At 39.7% G+C, this 23478-nt stretch carries 25 protein-coding genes; 23 read left to right on the top strand and 2 right to left on the bottom strand.

The genetic code is table 11. The annotated features are described in order from the left end of the window. Positions 1 to 85 precede the first annotated feature (85 nt). The 10 genes from H6A32_RS16510 (at position 86) to H6A32_RS13730 (ending at position 9753) form a co-directional block, all read left to right on the top strand. Entirely contained in the window at positions 86 to 361 is a 276-nt protein-coding gene (locus H6A32_RS16510; RefSeq protein WP_243424941.1) for a hypothetical protein, read from the top strand. Continuing rightward, positions 283 to 1779 carry a recombinase family protein gene (locus H6A32_RS16500; protein ID WP_346342288.1) on the top strand — a complete coding sequence of 499 codons (1497 nt, stop codon included), beginning with the start codon at positions 283 to 285 and terminating at the stop codon, positions 1777 to 1779. Before H6A32_RS16510 ends, H6A32_RS16500 begins: the two co-directional genes overlap by 79 nt. A 108-nt stretch (positions 1780 to 1887) precedes the next feature. Then, positions 1888 to 2235 carry a hypothetical protein gene (locus tag H6A32_RS13765; RefSeq protein ID WP_346342287.1) on the top strand — a complete coding sequence of 116 codons (348 nt, stop codon included), beginning with the start codon at positions 1888 to 1890 and terminating at the stop codon, positions 2233 to 2235. A 68-nt stretch (positions 2236 to 2303) separates the two neighbouring features. After that, a complete protein-coding gene (locus H6A32_RS13760; RefSeq protein ID WP_204864610.1) occupies positions 2304 to 3695 on the top strand; it encodes an SAVED domain-containing protein in 1392 nt (463 codons plus the stop codon). 13 nt (positions 3696 to 3708) lie between these two features. Continuing rightward, positions 3709 to 4818: an SMODS domain-containing nucleotidyltransferase gene (locus tag H6A32_RS13755; RefSeq protein WP_178293560.1), complete on the top strand. Its 1110-nt coding sequence runs from the start codon at positions 3709 to 3711 to the stop codon at positions 4816 to 4818. Further along, a complete protein-coding gene (locus H6A32_RS13750) occupies positions 4819 to 6639 on the top strand; it encodes a ThiF family adenylyltransferase (RefSeq protein WP_204864609.1) in 1821 nt (606 codons plus the stop codon). Further along, positions 6590 to 7108, top strand: coding sequence for a Mov34/MPN/PAD-1 family protein (locus H6A32_RS13745; protein ID WP_243424940.1), 519 nt, complete (start codon positions 6590 to 6592; stop codon positions 7106 to 7108). The genes H6A32_RS13750 and H6A32_RS13745 overlap by 50 nt, the downstream gene beginning before the upstream one ends. 866 nt (positions 7109 to 7974) lie before the next feature. Further along, positions 7975 to 8523, top strand: a complete 549-nt coding sequence (locus H6A32_RS13740; protein ID WP_204864608.1) for a helix-turn-helix domain-containing protein — start codon at positions 7975 to 7977, stop codon at positions 8521 to 8523. Next, a complete protein-coding gene (locus H6A32_RS13735) occupies positions 8523 to 9611 on the top strand; it encodes a hypothetical protein (protein ID WP_204864607.1) in 1089 nt (362 codons plus the stop codon). Before H6A32_RS13740 ends, H6A32_RS13735 begins: the two co-directional genes overlap by 1 nt. After that, positions 9568 to 9753: a hypothetical protein gene (locus H6A32_RS13730; RefSeq protein WP_204864606.1), complete on the top strand. Its 186-nt coding sequence runs from the start codon at positions 9568 to 9570 to the stop codon at positions 9751 to 9753. The genes H6A32_RS13735 and H6A32_RS13730 overlap by 44 nt, the downstream gene beginning before the upstream one ends. A gap of 1006 nt (positions 9754 to 10759) precedes the next feature. On the opposite strand, the gene H6A32_RS13725 is transcribed toward H6A32_RS13730, so the two are convergent. Both H6A32_RS13725 and H6A32_RS13720 read right to left on the bottom strand, forming a co-directional pair. After that, positions 10760 to 11092 carry a type II toxin-antitoxin system RelE/ParE family toxin gene (locus tag H6A32_RS13725; RefSeq protein ID WP_087168421.1) on the bottom strand — a complete coding sequence of 111 codons (333 nt, stop codon included), beginning with the start codon at positions 11090 to 11092 and terminating at the stop codon, positions 10760 to 10762. Further along, on the bottom strand, positions 11089 to 11394 hold the full coding sequence (locus H6A32_RS13720) for a type II toxin-antitoxin system RelB/DinJ family antitoxin (protein WP_087168420.1): 306 nt from the start codon (positions 11392 to 11394) through the stop codon (positions 11089 to 11091). The genes H6A32_RS13725 and H6A32_RS13720 overlap by 4 nt, the downstream gene beginning before the upstream one ends. 762 nt (positions 11395 to 12156) lie before the next feature. Between H6A32_RS13720 and H6A32_RS13715 the strand changes: the two genes are divergently transcribed. From H6A32_RS13715 to H6A32_RS13655, 13 genes are all read left to right on the top strand, one after another. Next, positions 12157 to 13953: an AAA family ATPase gene (locus H6A32_RS13715; protein WP_204864605.1), complete on the top strand. Its 1797-nt coding sequence runs from the start codon at positions 12157 to 12159 to the stop codon at positions 13951 to 13953. Between the two features lies 1 nt (position 13954). Continuing rightward, positions 13955 to 14503 carry a hypothetical protein gene (locus H6A32_RS13710; protein WP_204864604.1) on the top strand — a complete coding sequence of 183 codons (549 nt, stop codon included), beginning with the start codon at positions 13955 to 13957 and terminating at the stop codon, positions 14501 to 14503. A gap of 264 nt (positions 14504 to 14767) precedes the next feature. Continuing rightward, positions 14768 to 15325, top strand: coding sequence for a GNAT family N-acetyltransferase (locus tag H6A32_RS13705; protein WP_204864603.1), 558 nt, complete (start codon positions 14768 to 14770; stop codon positions 15323 to 15325). Continuing rightward, positions 15325 to 15822 (top strand): NUDIX hydrolase, encoded by a 498-nt coding sequence (locus H6A32_RS13700; protein WP_204864602.1) that lies wholly within the window; start codon positions 15325 to 15327, stop codon positions 15820 to 15822. Before H6A32_RS13705 ends, H6A32_RS13700 begins: the two co-directional genes overlap by 1 nt. Before the next feature lie 267 nt (positions 15823 to 16089). Next, positions 16090 to 17199: a helix-turn-helix domain-containing protein gene (locus tag H6A32_RS13695; protein ID WP_204864601.1), complete on the top strand. Its 1110-nt coding sequence runs from the start codon at positions 16090 to 16092 to the stop codon at positions 17197 to 17199. A 4-nt stretch (positions 17200 to 17203) separates the two neighbouring features. Then, positions 17204 to 17404 carry a PLDc N-terminal domain-containing protein gene (locus H6A32_RS13690; protein ID WP_204864600.1) on the top strand — a complete coding sequence of 67 codons (201 nt, stop codon included), beginning with the start codon at positions 17204 to 17206 and terminating at the stop codon, positions 17402 to 17404. Beyond that, the gene (locus H6A32_RS13685; protein WP_204864599.1) at positions 17401 to 18318 is read left to right on the top strand and encodes an ABC transporter ATP-binding protein; all 918 of its coding nucleotides are present in this window, start codon (positions 17401 to 17403) and stop codon (positions 18316 to 18318) included. The genes H6A32_RS13690 and H6A32_RS13685 overlap by 4 nt, the downstream gene beginning before the upstream one ends. 14 nt (positions 18319 to 18332) lie before the next feature. Further along, positions 18333 to 19073, top strand: a complete 741-nt coding sequence (locus H6A32_RS13680) for an ABC transporter permease (protein WP_204864598.1) — start codon at positions 18333 to 18335, stop codon at positions 19071 to 19073. A gap of 170 nt (positions 19074 to 19243) precedes the next feature. Continuing rightward, positions 19244 to 20152 (top strand): helix-turn-helix transcriptional regulator, encoded by a 909-nt coding sequence (locus H6A32_RS13675; protein WP_204864597.1) that lies wholly within the window; start codon positions 19244 to 19246, stop codon positions 20150 to 20152. A 62-nt stretch (positions 20153 to 20214) separates the two neighbouring features. Then, positions 20215 to 20844, top strand: coding sequence for a GyrI-like domain-containing protein (locus tag H6A32_RS13670; protein WP_204864596.1), 630 nt, complete (start codon positions 20215 to 20217; stop codon positions 20842 to 20844). Between the two features lie 194 nt (positions 20845 to 21038). Next, positions 21039 to 21194 (top strand): helix-turn-helix domain-containing protein, encoded by a 156-nt coding sequence (locus H6A32_RS13665; protein WP_204864595.1) that lies wholly within the window; start codon positions 21039 to 21041, stop codon positions 21192 to 21194. Positions 21195 to 21351: 157 nt separating this feature from the next. Continuing rightward, positions 21352 to 21873 carry a nitroreductase gene (locus tag H6A32_RS13660; RefSeq protein ID WP_204864594.1) on the top strand — a complete coding sequence of 174 codons (522 nt, stop codon included), beginning with the start codon at positions 21352 to 21354 and terminating at the stop codon, positions 21871 to 21873. A gap of 60 nt (positions 21874 to 21933) precedes the next feature. Next, complete coding sequence (locus tag H6A32_RS13655; protein ID WP_204864593.1) at positions 21934 to 23274, top strand: MATE family efflux transporter; 1341 nt, start codon at positions 21934 to 21936, stop codon at positions 23272 to 23274. Positions 23275 to 23478: the final 204 nt, after the last annotated feature.

Here is a 23478-nt window from a genome sequence, read left to right as displayed (position 1 = left end):
TTTTATTTTAGATGTATGATAACAACACAGAAACGAAGAAAAGCCATAAGAAAAATGTGGCAGGTGAGAGAAATGGAGGAAATGTATGAGAAACACACAGGTTGAAATTTTACAGGCAACAAAACCACTTCCCAACGGAAGAGGGAGAAGAAGAGCAGGAGTGCAGATTGACAGAATCCGGGTAGCTGCATATTGCAGGGTATCTACAGACGGGGATGAGCAGTTGGGGAGTTTTGCATCCCAGAAAGCCTATTACGAGGATAAAATCAGAGAGAATCCCCAGTGGGCACTTGCCGGAATTTTGCGGATGAAGCGATCACCGGAACAAAAGCAGATAAAAGACCGGGATTTCAAGAAATGATCCAGAGATGTATGAATGGCGAAATAGATATGATTCTTACGAAATCAATTTCCCGTTTTGCACGAAATACGCTGGATACATTGAACTATGTCAGGATGCTTACGAATCAGAGAATTCCCATTATATTTGAAAAAGAAAATATCAATACAATGGATATGAACGGAGAACTTCTTCTGACAATTATGAGTTCACTGGCACAGCAGGAAGTGGAATCTCTGTCCGGTAATGTAAAGATAGGAGTTAAAATGAAGATGAAAAGAGGAGAACTGGTAGGGTTCAATGGGTGCTTCGGCTATGATTATCACCCAGAGGATAAGAGTCTTACCGTTAATGAAAAAGAAGCGGAAATAGTGCGTTTTATGTATGATATGTATATACAGGGATATGGCAGTACCACCATTGCGAAAAGATTGACAGAAATGGAAATTAAAAATAAAAGAGGTGTAGTTAGGTGGGACGGCGGCAGTGTGATGGGAATTCTCACAAATGAGAAGTATAAAGGAGATATTCTTCAAGGGAAAACTTTTACGCTTGATCCCATATCGAAAAGACGGCTTGATAACAGAGGAGAAGAAGAACAATATTATATCAGGGATCATCATGAGCCGATTGTATCGAGAGAAATCTGGGACAGGGTAGCAGCTATCCACAGCAAGCGGGTAAAAACTAAAGTAATACCTACTACCGGAAACCGGGAACGTTATACCCGACAGTTTGCTTTCAGCAGTATGCTGGAGTGCGGATACTGTGGACATAAACTTTCCAGAAGAACAAGGCATCAGACCACTGTAACGAAAAAACCGGTATGGCAGTGTATGAATGCCACAAAGAACGGAATTGAAAGTTGCCCGCATTGTAAAGCCATTGATGAAGTAATTATCGAGGGAGCATTTCTGGAAGCTTTCCGGTTACTAACCGATAATTTTGATGATGTGCTGGATTCGGTACTGCATACCATAGAGGAAGTATTAAATGACGATACGGAATTAAAACGAGTGAAACAGCTGGAAAAGGAAATCAATAATGTAGAATCAAGAAAAAGCAGGTTAACAGATCTGTTGATTGATGGTAAAATAGAACAGCAAGCATACGAAGAAAAGAATAACAGTTTTCTCCGTAAACTTCATAATCTGACAGAGGAAAAAGCATATCTGGAAGAGAATATCGGACAGCAGAAGAATGTCAGCAAGCGTATGGCGCAGCTCCGTAAGACACTGGAAAATGAAGAAACAATGGATGAATTTGACCGTGTAGTGTTTGAGAGTATTGTGGAAAAGGTAATTGTCGGCGGGGATGATGAAGACGGAAACCCGACACCGTACAAGTTAACCTTTATCCTGAAATGTGATCAGAACTTAAATATAATGGATGCGAAAGCAGACTACAAGGCAAATCACAAGAAAGAGAGGGTGTCATAATGGAGCAGAATAAAGTGGAAATTTTAGAAGCGTTGAACAATGAAAAAATGTACTCATTAAGAGGTGACGAGGTTGGGAAAATGTGTTCACCAGAAGGTAACGACACATGTGGAGACGGTAGTACTGCTTTCCCACAAAAAACCTGACAGCACAATCAGCGTAAAAGTGGAGTTTGGCGAGGGAGAGGGCAAAGTACCACTTGATAATATCGCTAAAAGAGCCGAGGCGTACAAGCCGAAAGAGCGAGTTGCCTACAAAATGATAAAGGAATACATAGAAGCTAAATATGGCTTCAAGGTACATACTGCTTATATAGCGGAGGTAAAGAGAAGTTTGGGCTTGCCAATGTATGATGCCCCTAATGCGGTAGAAGAATTGAAACAGCCGAGAAAACATCCGACAGCAGAGAAAGTGGAAGCAATTAAAGATGCTTTGAAATATTTTGGGGTTATTTAATAGGTAGCCTGTTTATAGAATATCACATGGATTAGTAAAGCAAATAAATGATGGAAAGGGTGAGGATTATGGGTGGAAAAGAAGCATCACGGGGATTTTTATACCAGGGGTTTGCTTCAGTATTAGAGGCCTTAACTGATAAAAGTAACTGGGATAAGATATATGTCGAATTTCCAACATCAAATGATAAGGTTGATATAGCATTAGAGCAGCAAAATCAAATTGTTAAATGCATACAAGTAAAATCAACGATAAATACTTTTACCAAATCAGACATCAAAACATGGCTAGATGACCTTATAAAGGATATAGAAAGTCCTGAATATGAATTATTCTTAATCGGGCAATGTGATAAGTCCGCCAACACATTTATAAAGTCAATCGAAAAGTATTATGGGAAAGTGCTTGATAAAGAAGCAAAATCGTCGCTAAATGGGTTTGATACAGATTTGTTTGATAATAAGAGAATACGGTTTTTTATTTTGCCGTTTGAAATAGAAGTTTTAGAAAAAATTGTAAGAGATTCGTTGCATCAGTATATTTCAGATAGCAATCAAATGATGACGTTTGACCAAATTAGGTTTATTGCTTCAGCGACTGTAAATGACCAGATGATTTCTTCAACACATGGTAAAGGTATTGATAGAAAAGACTTTGATGAAGAAATGGAAAAACGCATTCTTCTTGTTGCCGATAAGTATTCCCCTAAAAGAATATCTATTGGTGTGAAAAGCTTTACCCGTGGAGCAGAAAACTTGGAAGAAGACACAGAGAGTTGTATATCATTCATTAATAAGTTTGATGGTCGCAATATAAAGGGTGAATACGATTGGAACAAAGATATTTATAGAAATTTGGAGGAATTTTTGCTCACAAATACAAGCAACAAGCATGCCTATCAAATATTTTTAGATACACATGCGTCTATAGCCTTTGCAGTAGGAAGAATTCTTGATAGTAAATCAGGTATCAACGTATTTCCGATACAAAAATCGTCGACCAATGGCACTGTATTATGGGATGTGAAACTGTCATCTAAAAGGAACTATACTAATTGGGATATTTCACACGAAAAGTTTAATGAGAATCAATATGATTCTGCATTAGTATTAAATGTCACTCGCAACATTTACGATGACGTGGTAAAATTCATAAAAGAAAACAATCTATCAATTGGACGTATCATTAATTGTACGCCAAGCGATGTTGGTGCTACAAATTTTTCGATAGAAGATGGAACACATGCAACTGCTTTAGCTAATTCAGTTTATAACGCTATTGGCAGAAGAAGCACTGTGGAACGGCGTGCAACACTACATATTTTTGCTGCTGCTCCAAATGCATTTATGTTTTTCTTAGGTCAAAATTCAGTTGGATTTGGCAAATGTATTCTATATGAATATGATTTTGAGCAAAGGAATTCTTGTACATATTCACAATCAATAAGTTTTACTAATTAAAGGAGGATCGTTTATGTCTACTGTACCGTCATATTTTAAAGATTTTTTATCTAATATTCGCTTGTCTGATAATCAGGTGAATGATTTGAAAACGGGGCATACCACGTTAAGAAAACGATTAGAGGAAGATGAAACCTTATCTAAGATTATTATTAGTACTTTTTTACAGGGAAGCTACCGACGTTCTACAGCAGTAAAACCTAAAAACGGCAACAAATCGGATGTCGATGTAATTGTTGTAACGAAATTAGACTCTGAAGAGTATACACCAGAGGAGGCTTTGAATTTATTTGTCCCATTTTTAGAAAAGCATTACAAAGACAAATATAGAATTCAAGGGAGATCAATTGGTATAAGTTTAAGTTATGTTGATTTGGATATCGTTCCTACTTCTGCACCTAGTGAGAGCGAAACAGGAGTACTTCAAGATGAGGCTATTATTTCAGAATACACAATTGAAGATTTTCAACAAAAGTTACTTACAAAATCGTTTAGTAATGCCTTACTTGAAAGTACATATAACATATTTTGTAGATCAGATAGCCAGCCTCAATGGAAATCCGAACCATTGCTAATTCCTGACCGTGAAGCGGAAAAATGGGATAAAACACATCCACTTGAGCAAATTCGATGGACGGTTGAAAAAAACAAGAATTGCAATACCCACTATATAAATGTTGTTAAGGCATTGAAGTGGTGGCGTAAAACACAATATCCAGATATGAAACATCCCAAGAGTTATCCGTTGGAACATTTTATTGGTGATTGTTGTCCAGATGATATTAAAAGTGTTGCCGAAGGTGTTGTATTAACTCTTGAAAATATCGTTTCCCAATACACTAATAAACCTTTTTTAGCTGATAGAGGCGTTCCTGAACACGATGTTTTTGCACGAATTACAGATGAAGAATATTCTGATTTCTACGATACGGTTTGTGATGCTGCTAAAATAGCTCGTGAAGCTTTTGATTGTGAAGAATTATATGATAGTGTTTGCAAATGGAGAGAGCTATTTGGTAATGAATTCCCACCAGCTCCAAAGCCATCAAAATCTAATTCTTCAACGGGATTTACAACCCGTACTGAAAAATCAGCAGCCATTCCAGAAGGAAGATTTGCATAGATGGAGTCAAAACAAATCCTTGATAAATTAAATCAGGCTCGAAGGGCTTTAGATTCATTATCGCAAGTTGAGATAATGGATGAGTGGCAATTTGATAATGAATTAAATGTTTGGTATTTACACTTAAGTATTGTGATTGAATGTGAAACACCATATTTCCCTCAGAAATCTCAATGGTTTTTCGTTGTTGGATCCGAATACCCAAACGGAAAAATTAAAGTATATCCAGACGTCGAAAACAGTATAACGGTTACATTGTATCATCAAGCCAACAACTCCAAAATTGAAAGAAACGGATTGTGGAGAAAAGGAGCATTATGCCTTGAGGTGAATACAATACCTAATTATCAATCGGAACCATATAGTGTAGATGAACGCTTGTTGTATCATGCAAAACGAGCAATTTGTTGGCTCGAGTTAGCGGCAAAAGGAAAATTAGTTACAGAAAGCGAGCCGTTTGAGCTGCCCGAATTTTCTATGAGCAATATTTTTGAAATGCAGTTTGCTTTCTCGGAAGATGTGGTTACCTTCATGCAATGGGAGAGTGTCGAATGTCGGTATGGAATAGCAGAATTAGATGTGTATAAAAGTAAACCATTTGTATACTATGTTAAGGTGTTTAAATCGCTAAGTAACAACATTCAGCATTATACAGAATGGGGAAAATATCTTTCAAAAACAACTATATCACCTCCAATTATTGCCCCGTGGATACTTATGAATCAGATCCCAGTTGTTAATGAGTGGCAAGCACCAGAAACATTTGGCGAATTGTTAGTTGCCTGTGAAAAACAACATATTAATATAATGTGTATCCTTCAAAATATTGTCTCAAAAATTCGGGACGGAAAACGGCATTTGCTTTTAATTGGTTTCCCTGTTCCCCGAATTTTTGGTGGAGACCCCGAGATAATTTCTTGGAAAGCTCTGTATTTACCGACTGTATCATATGGCAAAAGGACAGCAAAAGGATTCAGAAATAATCAACAGGGATGGTGGATGCGTGATAGATGTGAGGTATTCACTAAAAATGCAAAATTGGATTGGATCGTTTCAGAAAATTGGAACCAACACGAAATATCTCAACGAGGTAAAATGAGCGACCTGTTACTAAGGAAAAGAATATTGCTCATTGGAGCAGGTTGCATTGGAGCATCAATCGCAGAAATATTTGTAAGAGCAGGAGTATATAATATTACTATTGCAGATTCAGATATATTTGAAGTCGGGAACTTATCCCGCCATATCTTAAATCTAAATAATATTGGTGAATTTAAAGAATTATCGGTATGCAATTATCTTAACTCCCTAAATCCACACGCAAATGTTAAAGTTATAAATGATACTCTTTCAAATGATGACTCTTTTAAAACAAATATTGATTTGGATAGATATGATGTTATTGTTGATTGTACTGGGGAAAATAATGTACTTGATATTCTTCAAAGTACTAATTTTAAGAGAACTCATATTATAGCTTCAGTCTCTGTTGGATTGGGTGCAAAACGATTATATGTTACACTGATGAATGGTAACACTTTTAATTTTAATGCTTTTTATGATTTGATTTCCCCGTACCTACAGGCAGAAAAAGTCTTATATGATGATTACGACTTGCCAAGGAATGGAATTGGTTGCTGGCATCCGACTTTTCCTGGAAGAAGTGATGATATTTGGATTGCTGCTGCAACTTCCGTGAAGGTAATTGAAAATTACATTATATCAAAATCTCAAAAGACGCTTTCACTCATTTACGAGCAAAAAGAGAGCGATGGGATATTTGAAAGCTATGAGGTGGTGGAGAAAAGAGAGGATGGATAATTTGCTTTTTCAAGATAAGAATCAATCATATAGTGTAAAGTTCGACACAAAGGCTTATGAACAAATGCTTTATTATTGTGCTATTTCTAATCCTTATGAAACAGGGGGCATTTTAATTGGAAATTATTCTTCCAACCAAGCAATAGCTAATATTTTGCAAATAACACCACCACCCAAAAATTCTAGCCATTCAAAGTGTACTTTTCATAGGGGTATAGATGGATTGAAAAGAATTTTAGACTTGGCATGGGACCAAGGTCAGTATTATTTAGGAGAGTGGCACTATCATCCAAATGCATCGTCGGCACCAAGTAATATTGATAAAAATCAAATGATAGTTTTATCTCAAGACCAAAAACTAAAATGTCCAGAACCTATATTAATTATTGTTGGAGGTTATCAAGACAGTTGGAATATAAGTGCTCGGTTATTTGTTAATAAGCAAGAAATTATTCTCAATAAGCGGTAGCACTAGCCATTTGATAAGACGCAGATTTTTGTGTCAAAGTATAAGCTGTACTTGTCGAGTGGGGAAGAATTATTACGAGGATTGAAACAGGAGTATCAATCGTTAGAAGCGGAAAAGATGGAAGAAGATAATGATACTGAAGTAATGGAAAAAAGTAATTGTGCCACAGGCTGTTGCACAATTAGTATGGTGCAAAATTAATACCATCCATGATTTTGTGGGAAAAGGCTGCACGAACGGTATTAGTACTGTAAAAATATTGTCCAGATATCCGTAGTTTTGTGGGGATATAATTTGAATTTGTACGCACGTCGAGACGGTAGTGTTGCTACAAAGACGAGCTATGTAGAAATCCTTAATTTTAGGCACTTTTTTAAGCATATCGTCTTTACGAGTGAGAAAGATAAAATCAGAAATAAGGAGATAAAAAACTATGTCAATGTTTCGGTGGTAGTTGATATAGAGTGTGGAAATGCGAAGTTGGAAGCACTGTAGAGGGAACTGCTGAAGAAGACGAACGCCAGACGGGGATTCGATAGTCTTGCGGATCAGATTGAAGAACTGCGGGAGGAGAAACGGCAGCTCCTGCTTGAGGATGCCATGAACGAAGGGGCTATGCAAAAGGTGAGGGAACTGGAGAAATTTATAGACAGCTAGGATGGCCCAATCACCGAATATGACGAGGCACTTGTTCGCAGGCTGATCGAGAAAGTCACTGTGCACGATAATCACTTTACAGTCGAGTTCAAGTCCGGGCTGGAGACGGATGTAGCAATGTAAATATATTTTATTGGCGCTTGGGGGAACCTGGGCGCCTTTTAATGCGACAAAAAAACTGATTGTAAATGTAGCAATAATGTAGTATAATGCATGTACCATGGAGAAGAAGGGAGGAATGGCATACGAAGACATATAGTGTCAAAGATATTGCAGATATGCTCCAGACGAACCCTGAAACAGTTCGGAGATGGATTCGTGCGGGAAAACTAAAGGCTGATCAAACTTCCCGGAAAGATGGGAACATAGTGCGTGAAGATGAGCTCTATAAATATCTCCGTTCAACTTCAAAATATGCAACAGTTGCAGTTGAACTCGCTGTTGCCAATCCATTTCTCGCTTTAACAACAGCGGTTGGCGCAGGAGTTCTTGGGGCTATTGTCGCTTCAATTGCAACCAAAAAACCTAAAGGCAGTCATGACATCCGCATTCTGTCTGATGATGTAAAGCAGACACTTAAAAATAATATTTCTGAGAGTAAAGAAACGATAGAACGAAAGAAAGCGGCAATTGCTGAACTTCAAGCAGAGATTAACAGGGAACAGCAGCAAATTAAAGAGTATGAAACCGCTCTTGAGCATTTGTCAGACGCACTTTCAGAAATAAAAGGTAATGGATTAGGGGAGGTAATGGGGTAATGGCAGAAAATTCTATTGTTAGAAATAAGGATGAACTTGTCTCACATGGTGATGGTTTGGTGGATCCTGAATATAGAAAAATCCTAGAGGTTGTACCTGGGATGGAAGGGTTCGATATTAACGGGATGCTAGCTAAATTGATGCAATATGTAAATATGTCAGATGCCCTGAGCCACGTTGAGAAAACCCTTGAGTATGTAGTTCAGATTCCTATTAAACACAGAGATGCTTTCAAAGCCGGTGAGGTCTTTATCAATCAGAACACAAAAACTGGTGTTATGTGGCCTACTTTATATGAAACACTGGAAAATGGAAAAAGAAAGTTTGTGGATAATCTTCCTATTAAACCGGAGGAGATTATTCATGGAAACCCGTTCGAAAGTATTGCTGTCAGTTATCACAATATATATATGCAGCAGCAGATAGCGGAGTTGGCAGATGCTTTGCAGGAGACCTATAGAGCCGTGAGGCGGATTGAGCAAGGTCAGATGGATGATCGGATTGGCCTTCTGCTGGCAGGTCGTGATCAGATCCGATATTCTTTAAATGCCGCACCGGAAGAAAAGATTTCCGCTATGGCTTCCGGACGGAGTAATATGCTGGTAGCACAGAAGCAGTTGCTTCAGACTTTTAAGAGTCGCGTCGGTGGTTTTGAACCACTGCCTGAAGGCAAGTTTGCACGTTTTAGTATGGAACTCATGCATTCAGGGGCACACAGGAAAAAGGATCAGGAGTTCCTGGTTATTCAGAAGTATTATTCTCTGTATCTCCAGGCAACACAGATGGTTGCTGCATCCTATGCTATATGCGGCCAGATGGATGCTGCAGAGCAAGTATTTATTGATGCGGAGCAGGAGATGCAAGGAATAGATTTCAGTTCATTGCAGACTCTCCGATATATCCATAAGAAGAATATGGAGATGTTTTACTATCATGCGACAGATTACATCGCAACTGAGCGGGAGATTTGTCTGGAGGAAGCACAAGAGTATGATATGATTAACATACAGATGAGTGGAGATAAATTGTTGGAGGTGTTTCAGAATGTCAGAACGGAAAAGATTTCAGAATCAAACTCTGAACAGTGAGGACTATGAGAAAATTGAGGAAGGTGCAAAGGCGGTAAAAAATGGAGGCGCAATTCTCGCCACAGCCGGACTTCTCATTGGCGTTTGTAAAAAGTATGGACCCGCTCTCTTGAAGAATATAAACAAATTAAGAAGGAGCTAATGCGTGTATATTTGTACGAACATGAGTTTACAAACCATAGAAAACATATTTGAAATTGATTATTTATGTTGACTGGTTTATAAAAGATTTATGAGGAAGGGAGAAACATGGGATTATTTGGTAGTATTTTAAAAAATTTAATTTTTAGATGCTCAGTTACAACAGTCACGAAAACAAACCTATGAGCCGCCCAAACGATATACACCTGAAGAATATGTAATCTATGAACAAGAACAGTCTGGAGAAAAATGGCATGGAGTACCTTTGAACGAACTAAGCAAGGTGGCTCAAACAGTTTCTCATGGGAAATACGTCAAGGTTGACAAATACGGTTTTCTTGTTTTCCATTATACATCGAACTCGGGTAAGACGAAATATAGTACTCAATGTGAAATTGATGGGAATGGTCAGTTAAGTCGTATGAGTTACCGTTATTATCCGGGACAGTGGAGGGATTCAGCAGATACGTTTGTTGAGAAGGAAAATCAGATATTTATTTTTAGGTGAACGGTGTAATCTTGGCGTCCCGACATGTTCCCGTGAACCCTATCAGCTAAAAAGTAGTCGATATGGTACTGGGGCGGCATTTTACGAACAGGTGGAGGAAATGTATATCTAAATCATTTCCTCGTGCTATGTTGAGACGGTTGTGCTGATGTCAAAAGTTAAAGAATAGAATACTGAAAAAGTATAGAAAACAAGGGATTTCCGGGAGTCGGGGCTTGTCAGAGGACAGGTTTCGATTTCCGGATTTTTTCATTTTATAGGTAAGTAGAAACTGGTCTACTTTGGAAAATAATGGAGAGTTGGTGGCCAATTTTGATATTAGGGGTGTGGAGCTGACAGGTTGGAAACAAGAATAATCTGGAAGGAAAGGTATAAGGAGGCAGGAAAAGTGGATGGGAAAAGTCAATGACGGCGTGAAGTATGAGTGGATTGTCGCTCAGGAGGAGCTTGATAAGTTCTGAATGCAGAAAGGAACAGCTATTCTGTTCCTTTTTGCGGATTACTCACGTTTTGCCTGAATGATGTCCTCGATATCCCTGCCACCGTAGAAAATTCGGATCACAGTTATCGTGCGGCTGCCGTTATTTACGACATAATAGACGATGAAATTGTCTACCGGTACCCGATGCATCCCCATGCTTTTCCACGGCTCCCAATCCACGACAGCATATCGGGACGGCATAAAATCCAGCGACCGGATTTCTTTCCGAATACGATTGACCTGGCCCTCTGCTGTCTCCGGTGCCTGCAGGTCATAAGCGATGTAAGAATAAATCTCCCTCAGATCATCTTTGGCTTCCGAGGAGTAGATAATGGAATAGGTATCGCTCATATACCGAACTCCCGCTTTAACTCGGAATCCACCTCATCTGCTGTATAGGTTTTTCCGGATTTCATGGATTCCACACCTTTCATAAGCTCTGCATTCAGCTGTTCCCGGCTCATATCGCCGACTGCGGTAGGTTTTGTGGAAGGCAGGCGCAGTTCAAAAGGCATTCCCTTTTTTAGTACAATTTGACTGTAAAGCATCTGGATTGCGCTGGACGGGGAAATCCCAAGCTGAGAAAGGATTCCTTCTGCGTTTTCTTTTAGCTCCTTATCAATACGGGCATAAACTGCGGATGTATTTGCCATATCTATCACACTCCTTTGGATATATTATACCCACTTTCTTTTGCAAATGCAAGCAAATGCAAGCATATTTAAAATTTGTTTACAGACATGTAAGGAGGAATTGTAGAAAACTATATCAAATCCAATAACGAGTGGAAATTTGGCGGACTTTACTTTGACAAAAGCATTTTGTCAGAAAGCGAGTCGGTGTCTATTTTTGAGAATGTGAAGTGGGTTATCAAACGGCGTTTTTAGAATGGAACCTTCATCATTTCCTATCCCAATACGGTTATGCCAATGTGGACGGGGAGATGGTGATCGTGAAATAGTGGGGCTAAAAAGGAAATGGTTATGACACCGGAAGATACCAGAACTGGTATGGTTTTCCGGTCGGATCTGCTGTGGAGAATGCGGAGGTAAATATAAGAGACGGATGCTTTATAAACCCAGCAGCCAATATATAGTGCGGACTTGTGTTAATCACCTGACAGATAAGAACGGTTGTTCATAGAAGCACTTCACGAATGATGCCCTGAAACTGCCTTTTGTCTATAATTTCTATAATTGAGATCAGGCAACTTGAGCTTATCGGGCAAAGAGATTATAATGATAATGTGCTGATGGAGCTTGCAAATGATAGCATTATAAGTTCAAACAATTTATCAATGATAAAAATCTGATGTTCAGTTTGGTGAAGTCTAAGTTTTCAAACATTGGTAGCTCTTGGCATAATTTGTCGATTCCGTGTGGAAATAGAGTAGAAATTTTAGTGGAGATTATAATATGTCAATTATCCTTACCGATGAACAAGAAAAATTTATTGAGAAAGCTTTAAATGGGAAGAATATTCTTGTTGATGCCTGTGTTGGTAGCGGAAAAACAACGGCTATACAGGCTCTATGTACTCGTTTTCCTAAAAACAAAAAGATACTTTATCTTACATATAACAAGCTTCTTAAAATTGACGCTAAAGAAAAGATAAAGGGTAGAAATGTTACTGTAACAAACTATCACGGATATGCATGGTCTTGTTTAAACAGAATAGGAATGCAGGTCGGTGTATCAGATTTGCTTCAGGAATTTAATAAGAAGAAACCGCCTGTTAGAAAGTTTGATCTTATTGTCCTGGATGAATATCAAGACATAGATCAGGAAATTGCTGATATGTTAGATTATATAGTCAGCTGTAATCCCGAGGCACAGCTTGTTGCTGTCGGAGATATGAAACAAAAAATATATGATAAGACTGCACTTGAAGTGGAAGAATATATTGAAAAGTTTCTTGGAGAGCACATTGAATTAGAATTTACAAAATGCTTTCGTCTTCCAAATGATTATGCACAAAAGTTGGGGCGTATATGGAAAAAGAAGATTACTGGAGTTAGCAGAGAGTGTGAAGTCTCTGAAATGTCGGAGCAAGAAATAGTAGATTTTTTGGCTAAGCAGGAACCGAGCAAATTGTTATGCTTGGGAGCCAGACAAGGAACTATGGCAAAGACTCTTAACAAACTTGAATCAAAGTACAAAGATAAATTTAATAAGAATACCGTTTATGCAAGTATCTCAGATCAAGATACATCTGGGAAAGTGCAACCAAGTAAGGAAACAGCAATATTTACTACCTTTGATAGCAGTAAAGGGTTAGAAAGAGAAATTTGTGTTGTTTTTGACTTTACGGAAAGCTACTGGAGAATGCGAGTTGGACAACCTCAACAAAAATATGAGATACTTCGAAATATATTTCTTGTTGCAGCAAGCAGGGGGAAAAAGCAAATAATTTTTGTCCCAGGTAATGAAGAAACATTGTCAGAAGAATCTATTTCTACTCCAGAGGATATGAATACATCATTGGAGAACGTTAGAATATCGGAAATGTTTGATTTTAAATTTCAGGAAGATATAGAAGAGTGTTATGATCTTTTAGAAAAGAAAAAAATCAATATGGAAGATACCAGCGTAATCGATATTCGAAGTAATGATGGACTCATTGATTTATCTCCATGTATAGGTATTTTTCAAGAGGCATTTTTCTTTGATAATTATGACATTGACCGGGAATTTGCACTGTTTCGCCTGATTCATAAGGATAGAAAAATATTTAACGATAAGATTAAAGGCGTGGAAAAGAAGATTCTTTATCTAACATCATTAGAAACAAATCAACGTAGATATTACTCTCAGGTTTCACTGCCATTAGTTACAGATGAACAGAAAGAGTTATTAACTAGACGAATCGAAACACGTCTTAGACATGATGAAGAGGAACAAATTATTTGTAGTATAGCATTTGCAGAAAGACGGAACGGGGAAAAGGCGTTTGAGGCTCTTGGGTATGCGGATGTAAAAAAAGATGATACAATCTATGAACTTAAATTTGTTTCTCAACTTAACCATGAACATTATCTTCAGTGTGCGTGTTATATGATTGCACAAAATTTAGATAAGGGCATTTTATGGAACATAAGAACAAATGAAATGTGGGAAATTTCGATTCCGGATAAACAGAAGTTTATGGAGTCAGTAGTAAAAACCATTACCAAAAGACAATTAACTAAATATTATAAACCGAAAGGAAAATAGAATGAAAGAACACATAGCGGTAATAGATACAGAAACGACATGGAGCGGTGCTGTAATGACAGTGGGAATCGTAATTGCTGATGCGAGTAATTACGAGATCGTCGGGTATAAGTACTATGTAATCAAAGAAGCTTTGTGGGAAGGCGGAATGTTTGATTACGTTGTTCACATAAAAGGAATAAATGAGGAAAAGGTTTCCCGGAAAAAAATTGCGGATAACATTTCGTCCTTTTTAATGGAATATGATGTTTCTTCTGTTTTTGCCTATAACGCAGGATTTGACAAAAACTGTCTTGCGTTTATGAAAAATTTTGTTTGGCATGATATTATGCGAATTGCAGCTTACAGACAATATAATCCAATGATTCCAACTTCGGCAGAATGCTGCAAAACAGGCAGATTGAAACGAGGATATGGCGTTGAAAATATCATGAGAATGATTAGCAATAAGGATTACATAGAAACACATAATGCTCTGTTGGATGCAAGAGATGAATTGGAAATCATGAGACTTCTTGGACATCCATCCGATATTTATCCCCAGATTTAAAGCAAAATGAGGCGTTTGAGATCTTGCTGTTCCTATCAATTATCATCTTCGTGGAATTTCTGTCTTTTAGCATCGATGATGAGAAAAAATGAGATATTTGAATCTAATGCCTTCATCCTGCCGGTTAACAAAAACAGGTTTGGAACAAGACGAGGGGATAATTGCCTGGTTGCTGATTTCGGCGTCAAGGCTGCAGGGCAGTTTGGGCGAGAAGTATGGATGACTATGGTCATGTGTATGCGAACTACAGGGAGGTGCGAAGATATGATTTTGGAAACAGAGAGACTGCTTCTCCGTCCGTGGGAGGAGAAAGACGCAGAGGATTTATACCGATATGCAAGCCATCCGGATGTAGGTCCTATAGCTGGATGGTCTGTTCATACAAGTGTGGAAAACAGCCGGGAAATAATCCGGGAAGTTCTTTCCGCACCTGAGACTTATGCAGTGGTTTTGAAAGAAAACGGCCATCCGGTTGGAAGTATAGGGCTGATGATCGGTGAAACCAGTAATATCGGACTTCCGAAGACAGAAGGTGAGATTGGATACTGGATCGGTGTCCCTTATTGGGGAAGAGGCTTGATTCCAGAAGCTGTTCGGGAAATGTTGAGACATGGATTTGAAGATCTGAATCTGTCTAAAATATGGTGCGGATATTTTGATGGAAACCAAAAATCAAAACGAGTTCAGGAAAAATGTGGCTTTCATTATCATCATACAAGTGAAAATGTTCCCTGCGCTATAGAGGGCGTTTTACGGACGGAACACATCACCTGCCAGACGAAAGAAGAATGGAGCAACATGAAAGAAGGAATAAAATACTGATGGACATTAATCACATGGAAACAATCAATATTTATGGAGAGAATCGTTTTGCTGAACACACCAAAATCCGAGAAGCCTGCCGCGGTATCGTGGTGAAGGACGGAAATATTCTGTTGTCTTATATGGAAAACAGCGATCTGTGGATGATTCCCGGCGGTGGTGTTGAGGCCGGTGAAAGCTATGAGGACTGCTGCATCCGGGAATTGGCAGAGGAAACAGGGATTCTTGTGAAACCGTTGTACTGCAGCCTGATTATTAATGAATATTACGAAGAGTATTTGTATTCCAGCCGTTATTTTATGTGCGAAGCTGATGGTCATACGGAACGCTCACTTACTGAGCAGGAGGAACAAGAAGGTCTGGAGCCCAGATGGATTCCGGTGGAAAAAGCCATTGAAATTTTCGCAAAGCATCAGGAATATGGGCATATGGAAACGAAACGTGGGATGTATTTTCGTGAATATAAGGCATTGACAGCATGTTTACTTCATGAATGATGCTTGAATGAAGGATCAGCTTCGTGCTAAAAAATGAAAAACTGTAAAAACATGTATTTTTCGGGAATCGGAACTTGTCAAAGGACAGGGGGCGGTTTCCGATTTTTTATTGGTAAACAAAGCTCAAAGTCTCTGTTTTATATAGCTATCCGTTCCCATGATTCAGACCTGTTTCCTTATGGTTGATTTTATCAACAAAAATCAACTTTTAATCCATTGTTAATACAATCAATACAGGTATAATAATAGGCAAGGAAGGTGATAAATTTGAATGAACTAAATATAGCAAAAACGCTTGTTTTAAAACGTAAGGAAAAAGGAATTACACAAGAAGAACTTGCGGCTTATATCGGAGTATCAAAAGCATCGGTATCGAAATGGGAAACCGGACAAAGCTATCCTGATATTACATTTCTCCCGCAGCTTGCTTCGTATTTTAATATTACGGTTGATGAGCTTATCAATTATCAGCCGCAGATGATGAAAGAAGACATACAAAAGCTGTATCTGCGGTTATCCAATGATTTTGCTCAAAAACCATTCGATCAAGTGATGGATGAAATTCGGGAGATCAGAAAAAAATACTTTTCATGTTTTCCTCTGCTTTTTCACCTCGGTGCATTGTTGCTGAATCACTATATGTTGGCAAAGGGAAGCCGGCAGCAGGAAATTCTCCGTGAAGCGATTGATCTGTTTTCACGAATAAAAACAGAAAGCGATGATTTAACATTGTGCAGGAAGAGCAATGTAATGGAAGCTACCTGCTATATCATTTTGGAAGAACCTGATAAGACCATTGAATTACTCGCAGACGCAAAAACACCTGTGCTGAATGAAAATCATATTTTGTCAATGGGGTATTCTATGAGTGGTAAGCCGGATAAGGCTAAAGAGATATTACAAATTGAGATATACCAAAATTTCTTAAACATCATGCAAAGTCTTACTACGCTTTTACAGCTTGAGATAGCAGATGTACAAGCCTCGAAAAATATCATTGACCGGATTAATTGTCTTTCTGAAACTTTTCATGCACCGGAGTTACATCCTGCCACAATGCTTTCTGCATATTTAAACGTGGCTGCAGTTTTTGTCTTGCAAAATGACACCGACAACGCACTGGCGGCATTACAACAGTATTGTGATTTAGCAGTGGGAATATCTTATCCAATATCACTTCACGGCGATCGTTTTTTTGACAGAATTGATGAGTGGCTGGCAGAGCTTGATTTAGGTGTTCATGCACCGCGGGATGATAAAACAGTCAGGCAAGGCATCATTGACGGTGTTGCGAAGAATCCGGTCTTTTCGGTACTGGCTGATCATGTAAAGTATCGGCATATTGTTGAAAAACTTACATCTGTGTTAGGAGGATAGCGTTATGGATGTTTTAGTAGAATTTCTTCCTTTTTTGATTCCTTTGATCATAATTGAATGGATTCTTGCAATAACAGCACTGATACACGTTTTGAGGCATCCACATTACAAGTTCGGCAATAAGTCTTTCTGGATTGTTGTTGTATTGTTTGTACAGATAATCGGGCCGATTGTCTACTTTATTTTTGGCAGAGGTGAAGAATGAGTATTTTAAAAATTGAAAATCTCAGTAAAAAATTTGGCGGGCACAATGTTATCAATAACCTTAGCCTTTCCGTGCCTGAAAATACAATTTATGGATTTTTGGGACAAAACGGTGCGGGAAAAACAACAACAATGAAAATGATATTAGGTCTGCTGAAACCATCAAGCGGTAAAATATCGGTATGCGGAGAAGAGGTAACATACGGCGAAACCAAAACTAATCGTTATATTGGATTTCTGCCCGATGTTCCTGAGTTTTACGGTTATATGAAACCAAAAGAATATCTGGCACTTTGCGGTGAGATTACAGGGCTGGATCGAAAAGCAGTAAAAGCAAAGTCAGAAGAGCTTCTGTCACTGGTAGGGCTTGAGAAAGCGAACAAGCGTATCGGGGGCTTTTCCCGTGGGATGAAGCAACGGCTTGGAATTGCACAGGCCCTGTTATCGGAACCGAAACTGTTGATCTGCGATGAACCGACTTCCGCACTTGACCCGATTGGACGAAAGGAAATTCTTGACATACTGCTCTCGGTTAAAGGAAAAACGACCGTTGTTTTTTCAACACATATCCTGTCTGATGTAGAACGGATCTGTGATCACGTTGCAGTTTTGAACAATGGCAGTTTAGTGTTAAATGGGACCCTTTCTCAGTTAAAACAAAACCATCGTCTTGACACACTGCAGATCGAATTCCGTTCGTCGGAAGATTTGCAACGTTTTGCTGGGAATGAATGTGTTGGTATGCTTTTTCAAAATGCGGAGTGTACAGATTGCACGGTGATATTGAGGTCAAAGAATATCGATGAGGCAGCAGGACAGATTTACGATGCTATTTATAAAACAAAAATCTATCCGGTAAAGGTCGAAATTTTAGAGCCTACGTTAGAAAATCTGTTTCTGGAGGTGGTGAAGTGAGAGCGTTCATTGCCATGGCGAAAAAAGAATTTCTTGAAAGTATAAGAACATATAAATTGCTTATTGTTGCTACAGTTTTTTTACTTTTCGGTATGCTGAATCCGATTACGGCAAAAATTATGCCGAAACTTCTTTCGTCGTTTATGCCGGAAGGAATGGCGATTACTCCTGGTGAACCAGGTACCGTTGATTCGTGGATACAGTTTTATAAAAACATGTCAACACAGTTGATTCTTTTTGTCATTGTTTTTAGCGGTATCGTGTCAAATGAACTTACCAAAGGAACACTGATCAATATGTTGACCAAGGGGCTGCCGCGAAAAACGGTCATACTCTCAAAGTTTACAGCAATCATTTCCATATGGACATTGAGCTATCTGATATGTTTTGTAATAACGTTGATCTATACAAGGTATCTACTGCCGGGAGAATTGCCAAATTTACCTTTTGCTGCATGTTGTATGTGGTTATTTGGCGTACTGGAAATCTCAATGATGCTTCTTGGAGGGGCTCTGTCTGGCAGTATTTATGGATCCCTTCTTTTAGCAGTCGGTTTTGCAGGGGTGCTTATGCTTGCGAATATTTTTCCGAAGCTTGAAGAGTACAATCCATACTTACTGTCAACAGGATGTGTGTCTTTACTTACGTCAGAGAGGGTTCCATCGGATTTTTATGTTTCTATCATTGTAACGATTGCTTTCATCTTATTGATTATAATAAGCAGTATCTGTTCTTTTAACAAAAAACAGATATAGCAGCGATGCTGCATATGAGGAGGGACACAAGGCGTATTGGGCTTTGTGTCCCTCCTGCTCTTTTATTATAAATCCACTCTTAATGTACGTTTTGGTTGCCTTTTGCATTAAAACATGACATGCTATTGTCATAGATCGTAGTTATACTGAATGCAAAGGAGATGATGGAAATGAAGATAGATCGACTGATTGGAATTTTATCCATCCTTCTTCAGAAGGATAAGGTGACTGCTCCTTATCTGGCAGAAAAGTTTGAGGTATCCAGACGGACGATCAACCGGGATATTGAGGATTTGTGCAAGGCCGGTATCCCGTTGGTAACGACCCAGGGTGTAAACGGTGGAATCTCCATTATGGAAGGATATAAAATAGACAGTACGCTGCTGACCTCCACCGATATGCAGGCGATTCTTGCAGGTCTTCGCAGTCTGGACAGTGTAAGTGGTACAAACCGGTATATGCAGCTGATGGAAAAGCTGTCTGCTGGTGCCTCTGATTTTATGCCGGGCGGACAGCATATTTTGATTGATCTTTCTTCCTGGAGCAAAACCGCTTTGTCACCAAAGATAGAACTGATTCATGGGGCAATTGAGTGCGAAAGGTGTGTCAGCTTCCATTATTATGCCCCGAAGGGAGAAAGTGAACGGCTCATTGAGCCCTATTATCTGATTTTCCGCTGGGCCAGCTGGTATGTCTGGGGATATTGTCGGGAAAGAAAAGATTATCGATTATTTAAACTGAACCGGATGACAGAACTGCAGATGGAGGAACCTTTTGAAAAACAGGCAGCACCACTGCCGGATCTGTCCAATGAAACAGTGTTTCCCCACACCTATTTGGTAAAAGCATTGATTGCACCGGAATATCGGTGGCGGTTGATCGAAGAATACGGACCTGGTTGTTTTACTCAGCAGGTAGATGGAAAACTGTTATTTTCTTTTGGATTTACCGATGAGGATGCGATCCTTGGTTGGATTTTATCTTTTCAAGGCGGTGCAGAGCTTTTGGAGCCGGCGTTCCTCCGGAAAAAATTGAGTTCCTTTGGACAAGAACTGCAAAAACAATATGCAGATTCATGACAAACAGTTGTCCTGTTTGGTTTGATAGAATGAAAATACCAAACGGAAAGGAGGAAAAAAGAATGACGGCGTTTGATTATAAAAAAGAGTATAAGGAATTTTATCTTCCGCCCAGGAAACCACAGATTGTGGAAGTTCCTGAGCTGAACTTCCTGGCGGTGAGAGGAATGGGGGATCCGAATGAAGAAGAAGGAGATTATAAGGCGGCAATCGGATTGCTGTATAGTATTGCTTACACCATCAAAATGAGTAAGATGGGCAAACACAGGATAGAAGGATACTTTGATTATGTGGTCCCGCCACTGGAGGGATTCTGGTGGCAGGACGGAGTGCAAGGTGTTGATTACACACGGAAAGATCAATTTCAGTGGATTTCTCTTATCCGTCTTCCGGAGTTCGTTACCAGGGAGGAGTTTGATTGGGCCATACAAGAAGCAAGTGTGAAAAAGCAGATGGATTTTTCAAAAGTGGAATTTTTTACTTACCATGAGGGGTTATGCGTCCAATGTATGCATATCGGTCCGTATGATAATGAACCGGTGACGGTCCGGGAGATGGAGCGTTATGCCAAAGAACAAGGCTATGAACTGGATTTTTCCGATCAAAGATATCACCATGAGATTTATCTCAGTGATGTACGTAAGTGTAAGCCGGAAAACTTAAAAACGGTTATCCGACAGCCGATTAAATAAGGTGAAAAGAAAAAGCACTGTACCCATAAGGAAGTAGTTCTATTTATGCAGGGCGGCATGGCCGAAAGGCTGTGCGGTTCTGCATTTTTCTGCTTGTCAAAGATTCTTTGCGCGAGTATTTTAGGTGTGTAAAGGTAAGTTGCTGGCTTTTTTGAACCATGAGCTCGATAATGAATCCAGAAGGAGGTAACAAAATGAACATCGGTGCAAAAATTATCGAAATAAGAAAACAGAGAGATATGACACAGGAAGATTTTGCAAAAATATTCCATGTAACAATGCTCATGTGCCATAAAGTAACACAAAAAGCAACAGACAGCCGCCACAATTCCGTAAAGATTGATACTTGACAGTCTCCCGAAAGCTCGCTATAATAATAGACGTAAAATTTGAGTGGACTTTTCCGGATTCGGTCATCTTTTTGCCACACAACTGTCTTATGATAGTTGTGTGGCTTTTTTGTTGCCTGCATCTCGGAAATGTTGACAGAATGGAGGATGATTTTTTATGGAAAACAACTTCTTATCTCTGATCAAGACGTGCCGTAGTGTACGGGCTTACAAACCGCAACCTGTCCCTTCCGAGGCGTTGGACGCTGTACTGGAAGCCGGGACTTATGCACCTACCGGCGGAGGACGTCAATCCCCTACCATCATTGCAATCACAGACCCCAAATACCGGCAGGAAATCGCCAGGTTAAACGCAGAAGTGATGGGGAACAATACAGACCCTTATTATGGCGCGCCTGTCGTGATTTTGGTTCTGGCAGATGGCTCCGCAAACACCTTTGTAGAGGATGGAAGCTGCGTCCTTGAAAATATGATGCTCGCCGCCCATGCTCTTGGGCTGGGAACCGTATGGGTACATCGGGAACGTGAGATTTTCGACAGTGAAAGCGGTAAGGCTCTCCTGCGGGAGTGGAAGCTGCCGGAAACCTTGCGTGGCGTCGGAGCGATTGCATTGGGTTATCCAGCTAAGGAAGCCGGTCAGCCCGCAGCACGCAAACAAAACTATATTGTTCGGATTTAATAACCTGCTGTCCGGCGCAGTTTTCCTGCGCCGGACAATTTGTGGACGAGGAGGTAGAGTATGCAGACGAATAACAAAATGGCGGTTGCTCCTGTCGGAAAGCTCATCTGGCAAATGTCGCTGCCACCGCTGATCTCCATGTTTCTGCAATATTCCTATAATCTGATAGACAGCGCGTTTGTAGCGCGTCTGAGTGAGAATGCGTTGACGGCTGTTTCTCTGTCATTCCCGATTACAACCCTGATGAACGCAGCGTCCATCTGGATCGGTGTCGGTGTGAATGTATTGATTGCAGGGTATTTTGGGGAGAGAAAGCAAGATGAAGCAAATATCACCGTTACACACGGATTGTTACTGGCCTTTGGAATTGGGGCTTTGCTCAATCTTCTGTCATTGCTGATTATGAAACCCTACTTTCGGGCATTCACCAATAATGAAGAAATTTATCAGTTGAGCATTGCCTATATGAGCGTATGTTCGTTCATGCAAATTCCCAATATGGTGCATATCGCAATCCAGAAAATGATACAGGCCACCGGAAATATGGTTGCTCCCATGTGGTTCCAGATTGCAGGAGTCGTTGTTAACTTTGTGCTCAACCCCATTCTGATTTTTGGCATTGGCATTTTCCCGGCTATGGGAATCCTTGGCTCTGCAGTGGCTACTGTCGCGGGCTATTTGCTGTCCATGATTTTGGCGTTGGCTCTGCTGCTGGGGAAAAAGCAGAAGGTGAAGGTAAAGATCGAAGGCTTTCATTTGCAAAAGCAGATGATCGGCCGTATTTTTGCCTTTGGCCTGCCATCTTTTATTATGAACGCCCTCAGTTCGTTTATGGTGACGTTCGTCAATCTGTTTCTGGTGGCGTATTCTGATACGGCGATTGCATTCTTCGGTGCATATTTTAAGGTGCAGCAGTTGATTGTTATGACGGTAAATGGCTTAATCCAGGGTTGTTTGCCAGTCATGCGGTTTAACTACGGCGCAGGGAGCAGCGAACGGCTGCATTCCGCTTTCCGATACGGAACTGCTTTGGTCACCGGCATGATGATACTGGGAACGTTGGCTGTCATCTTTTTTCCGGCGCAGATTTTGGGATTGTTTACGGCATCGGAAGCCATGCGCTCCTTTGGAATATCCGCTATGCGGATTATGGCGACAAGCTATCTGTTTTGCGGTCTTTCTACTATGATTTCCACCTATTTTCAGGCCACAGAAAAAGTAGGTTCCAGCATGGCAATTCAATTATGCAGGCAACTGCTTTTCCTTGTTCCATCCTTATGGTGTCTGGACAAATTGTTTCATCTGAACGGAATCTGGCTTGCATTTCCTGTTGCCGAAACTGCCACTTTGCTCGTTGCTCTTGTGATGATGGCATGGCATCGCCGCAAAAATATCTCATAACGTGTTCCAGGGAGCTTCCTGTATAATTCAAATATAGGGAATCCCGTGAAAGGTGGTTGAGAAAAAAGGATACCTCAGAGTAAAATAAGATTGCTGACTTTGCGGGTTAGTAAAAATCTTATGAAACAGAGAGGTATCTGAAATGAAGTATAACACACAAAACGCAAAAATTGCATCTATTAAGGAAGAAACTTTAGTCCTTGG

It is taken from the genome of Drancourtella massiliensis (assembly GCF_016900655.1).
Classification (GTDB): Bacteria; Bacillota; Clostridia; order Lachnospirales; family Lachnospiraceae; genus Sellimonas; species Sellimonas catena.
The sequence above is the reverse complement of the archived record's forward strand: the minus strand, read 5'-3'. Positions and strand labels throughout refer to the sequence as shown.

What these genes read in the sequence shown, in the direction of transcription:
- H6A32_RS16510 (WP_243424941.1), top strand. Translation starts at nt 86, where the DNA reads ATGAGAAACACACAGGTTGAAATTTTACAGGCAACAAAACCACTTCCC.
- H6A32_RS13760 (WP_204864610.1), top strand. Translation starts at nt 2,304, where the DNA reads ATGGGTGGAAAAGAAGCATCACGGGGATTTTTATACCAGGGGTTTGCT.
- H6A32_RS13755 (WP_178293560.1), top strand. Translation starts at nt 3,709, where the DNA reads ATGTCTACTGTACCGTCATATTTTAAAGATTTTTTATCTAATATTCGC.
- H6A32_RS13750 (WP_204864609.1), top strand. Translation starts at nt 4,819, where the DNA reads ATGGAGTCAAAACAAATCCTTGATAAATTAAATCAGGCTCGAAGGGCT.
- H6A32_RS13745 (WP_243424940.1), top strand. Translation starts at nt 6,590, where the DNA reads ATGGGATATTTGAAAGCTATGAGGTGGTGGAGAAAAGAGAGGATGGAT.
- H6A32_RS13740 (WP_204864608.1), top strand. Translation starts at nt 7,975, where the DNA reads ATGCATGTACCATGGAGAAGAAGGGAGGAATGGCATACGAAGACATAT.
- H6A32_RS13735 (WP_204864607.1), top strand. Translation starts at nt 8,523, where the DNA reads ATGGCAGAAAATTCTATTGTTAGAAATAAGGATGAACTTGTCTCACAT.
- H6A32_RS13730 (WP_204864606.1), top strand. Translation starts at nt 9,568, where the DNA reads ATGTCAGAACGGAAAAGATTTCAGAATCAAACTCTGAACAGTGAGGAC.
- H6A32_RS13725 (WP_087168421.1), bottom strand. Translation starts at nt 11,092, where the DNA reads ATGAGCGATACCTATTCCATTATCTACTCCTCGGAAGCCAAAGATGAT.
- H6A32_RS13720 (WP_087168420.1), bottom strand. Translation starts at nt 11,394, where the DNA reads ATGGCAAATACATCCGCAGTTTATGCCCGTATTGATAAGGAGCTAAAA.
- H6A32_RS13715 (WP_204864605.1), top strand. Translation starts at nt 12,157, where the DNA reads ATGTCAATTATCCTTACCGATGAACAAGAAAAATTTATTGAGAAAGCT.
- H6A32_RS13710 (WP_204864604.1), top strand. Translation starts at nt 13,955, where the DNA reads ATGAAAGAACACATAGCGGTAATAGATACAGAAACGACATGGAGCGGT.
- H6A32_RS13705 (WP_204864603.1), top strand. Translation starts at nt 14,768, where the DNA reads ATGATTTTGGAAACAGAGAGACTGCTTCTCCGTCCGTGGGAGGAGAAA.
- H6A32_RS13700 (WP_204864602.1), top strand. Translation starts at nt 15,325, where the DNA reads ATGGACATTAATCACATGGAAACAATCAATATTTATGGAGAGAATCGT.
- H6A32_RS13690 (WP_204864600.1), top strand. Translation starts at nt 17,204, where the DNA reads ATGGATGTTTTAGTAGAATTTCTTCCTTTTTTGATTCCTTTGATCATA.
- H6A32_RS13685 (WP_204864599.1), top strand. Translation starts at nt 17,401, where the DNA reads ATGAGTATTTTAAAAATTGAAAATCTCAGTAAAAAATTTGGCGGGCAC.
- H6A32_RS13680 (WP_204864598.1), top strand. Translation starts at nt 18,333, where the DNA reads ATGGCGAAAAAAGAATTTCTTGAAAGTATAAGAACATATAAATTGCTT.
- H6A32_RS13675 (WP_204864597.1), top strand. Translation starts at nt 19,244, where the DNA reads ATGAAGATAGATCGACTGATTGGAATTTTATCCATCCTTCTTCAGAAG.
- H6A32_RS13670 (WP_204864596.1), top strand. Translation starts at nt 20,215, where the DNA reads ATGACGGCGTTTGATTATAAAAAAGAGTATAAGGAATTTTATCTTCCG.
- H6A32_RS13665 (WP_204864595.1), top strand. Translation starts at nt 21,039, where the DNA reads ATGAACATCGGTGCAAAAATTATCGAAATAAGAAAACAGAGAGATATG.
- H6A32_RS13660 (WP_204864594.1), top strand. Translation starts at nt 21,352, where the DNA reads ATGGAAAACAACTTCTTATCTCTGATCAAGACGTGCCGTAGTGTACGG.
- H6A32_RS13655 (WP_204864593.1), top strand. Translation starts at nt 21,934, where the DNA reads ATGCAGACGAATAACAAAATGGCGGTTGCTCCTGTCGGAAAGCTCATC.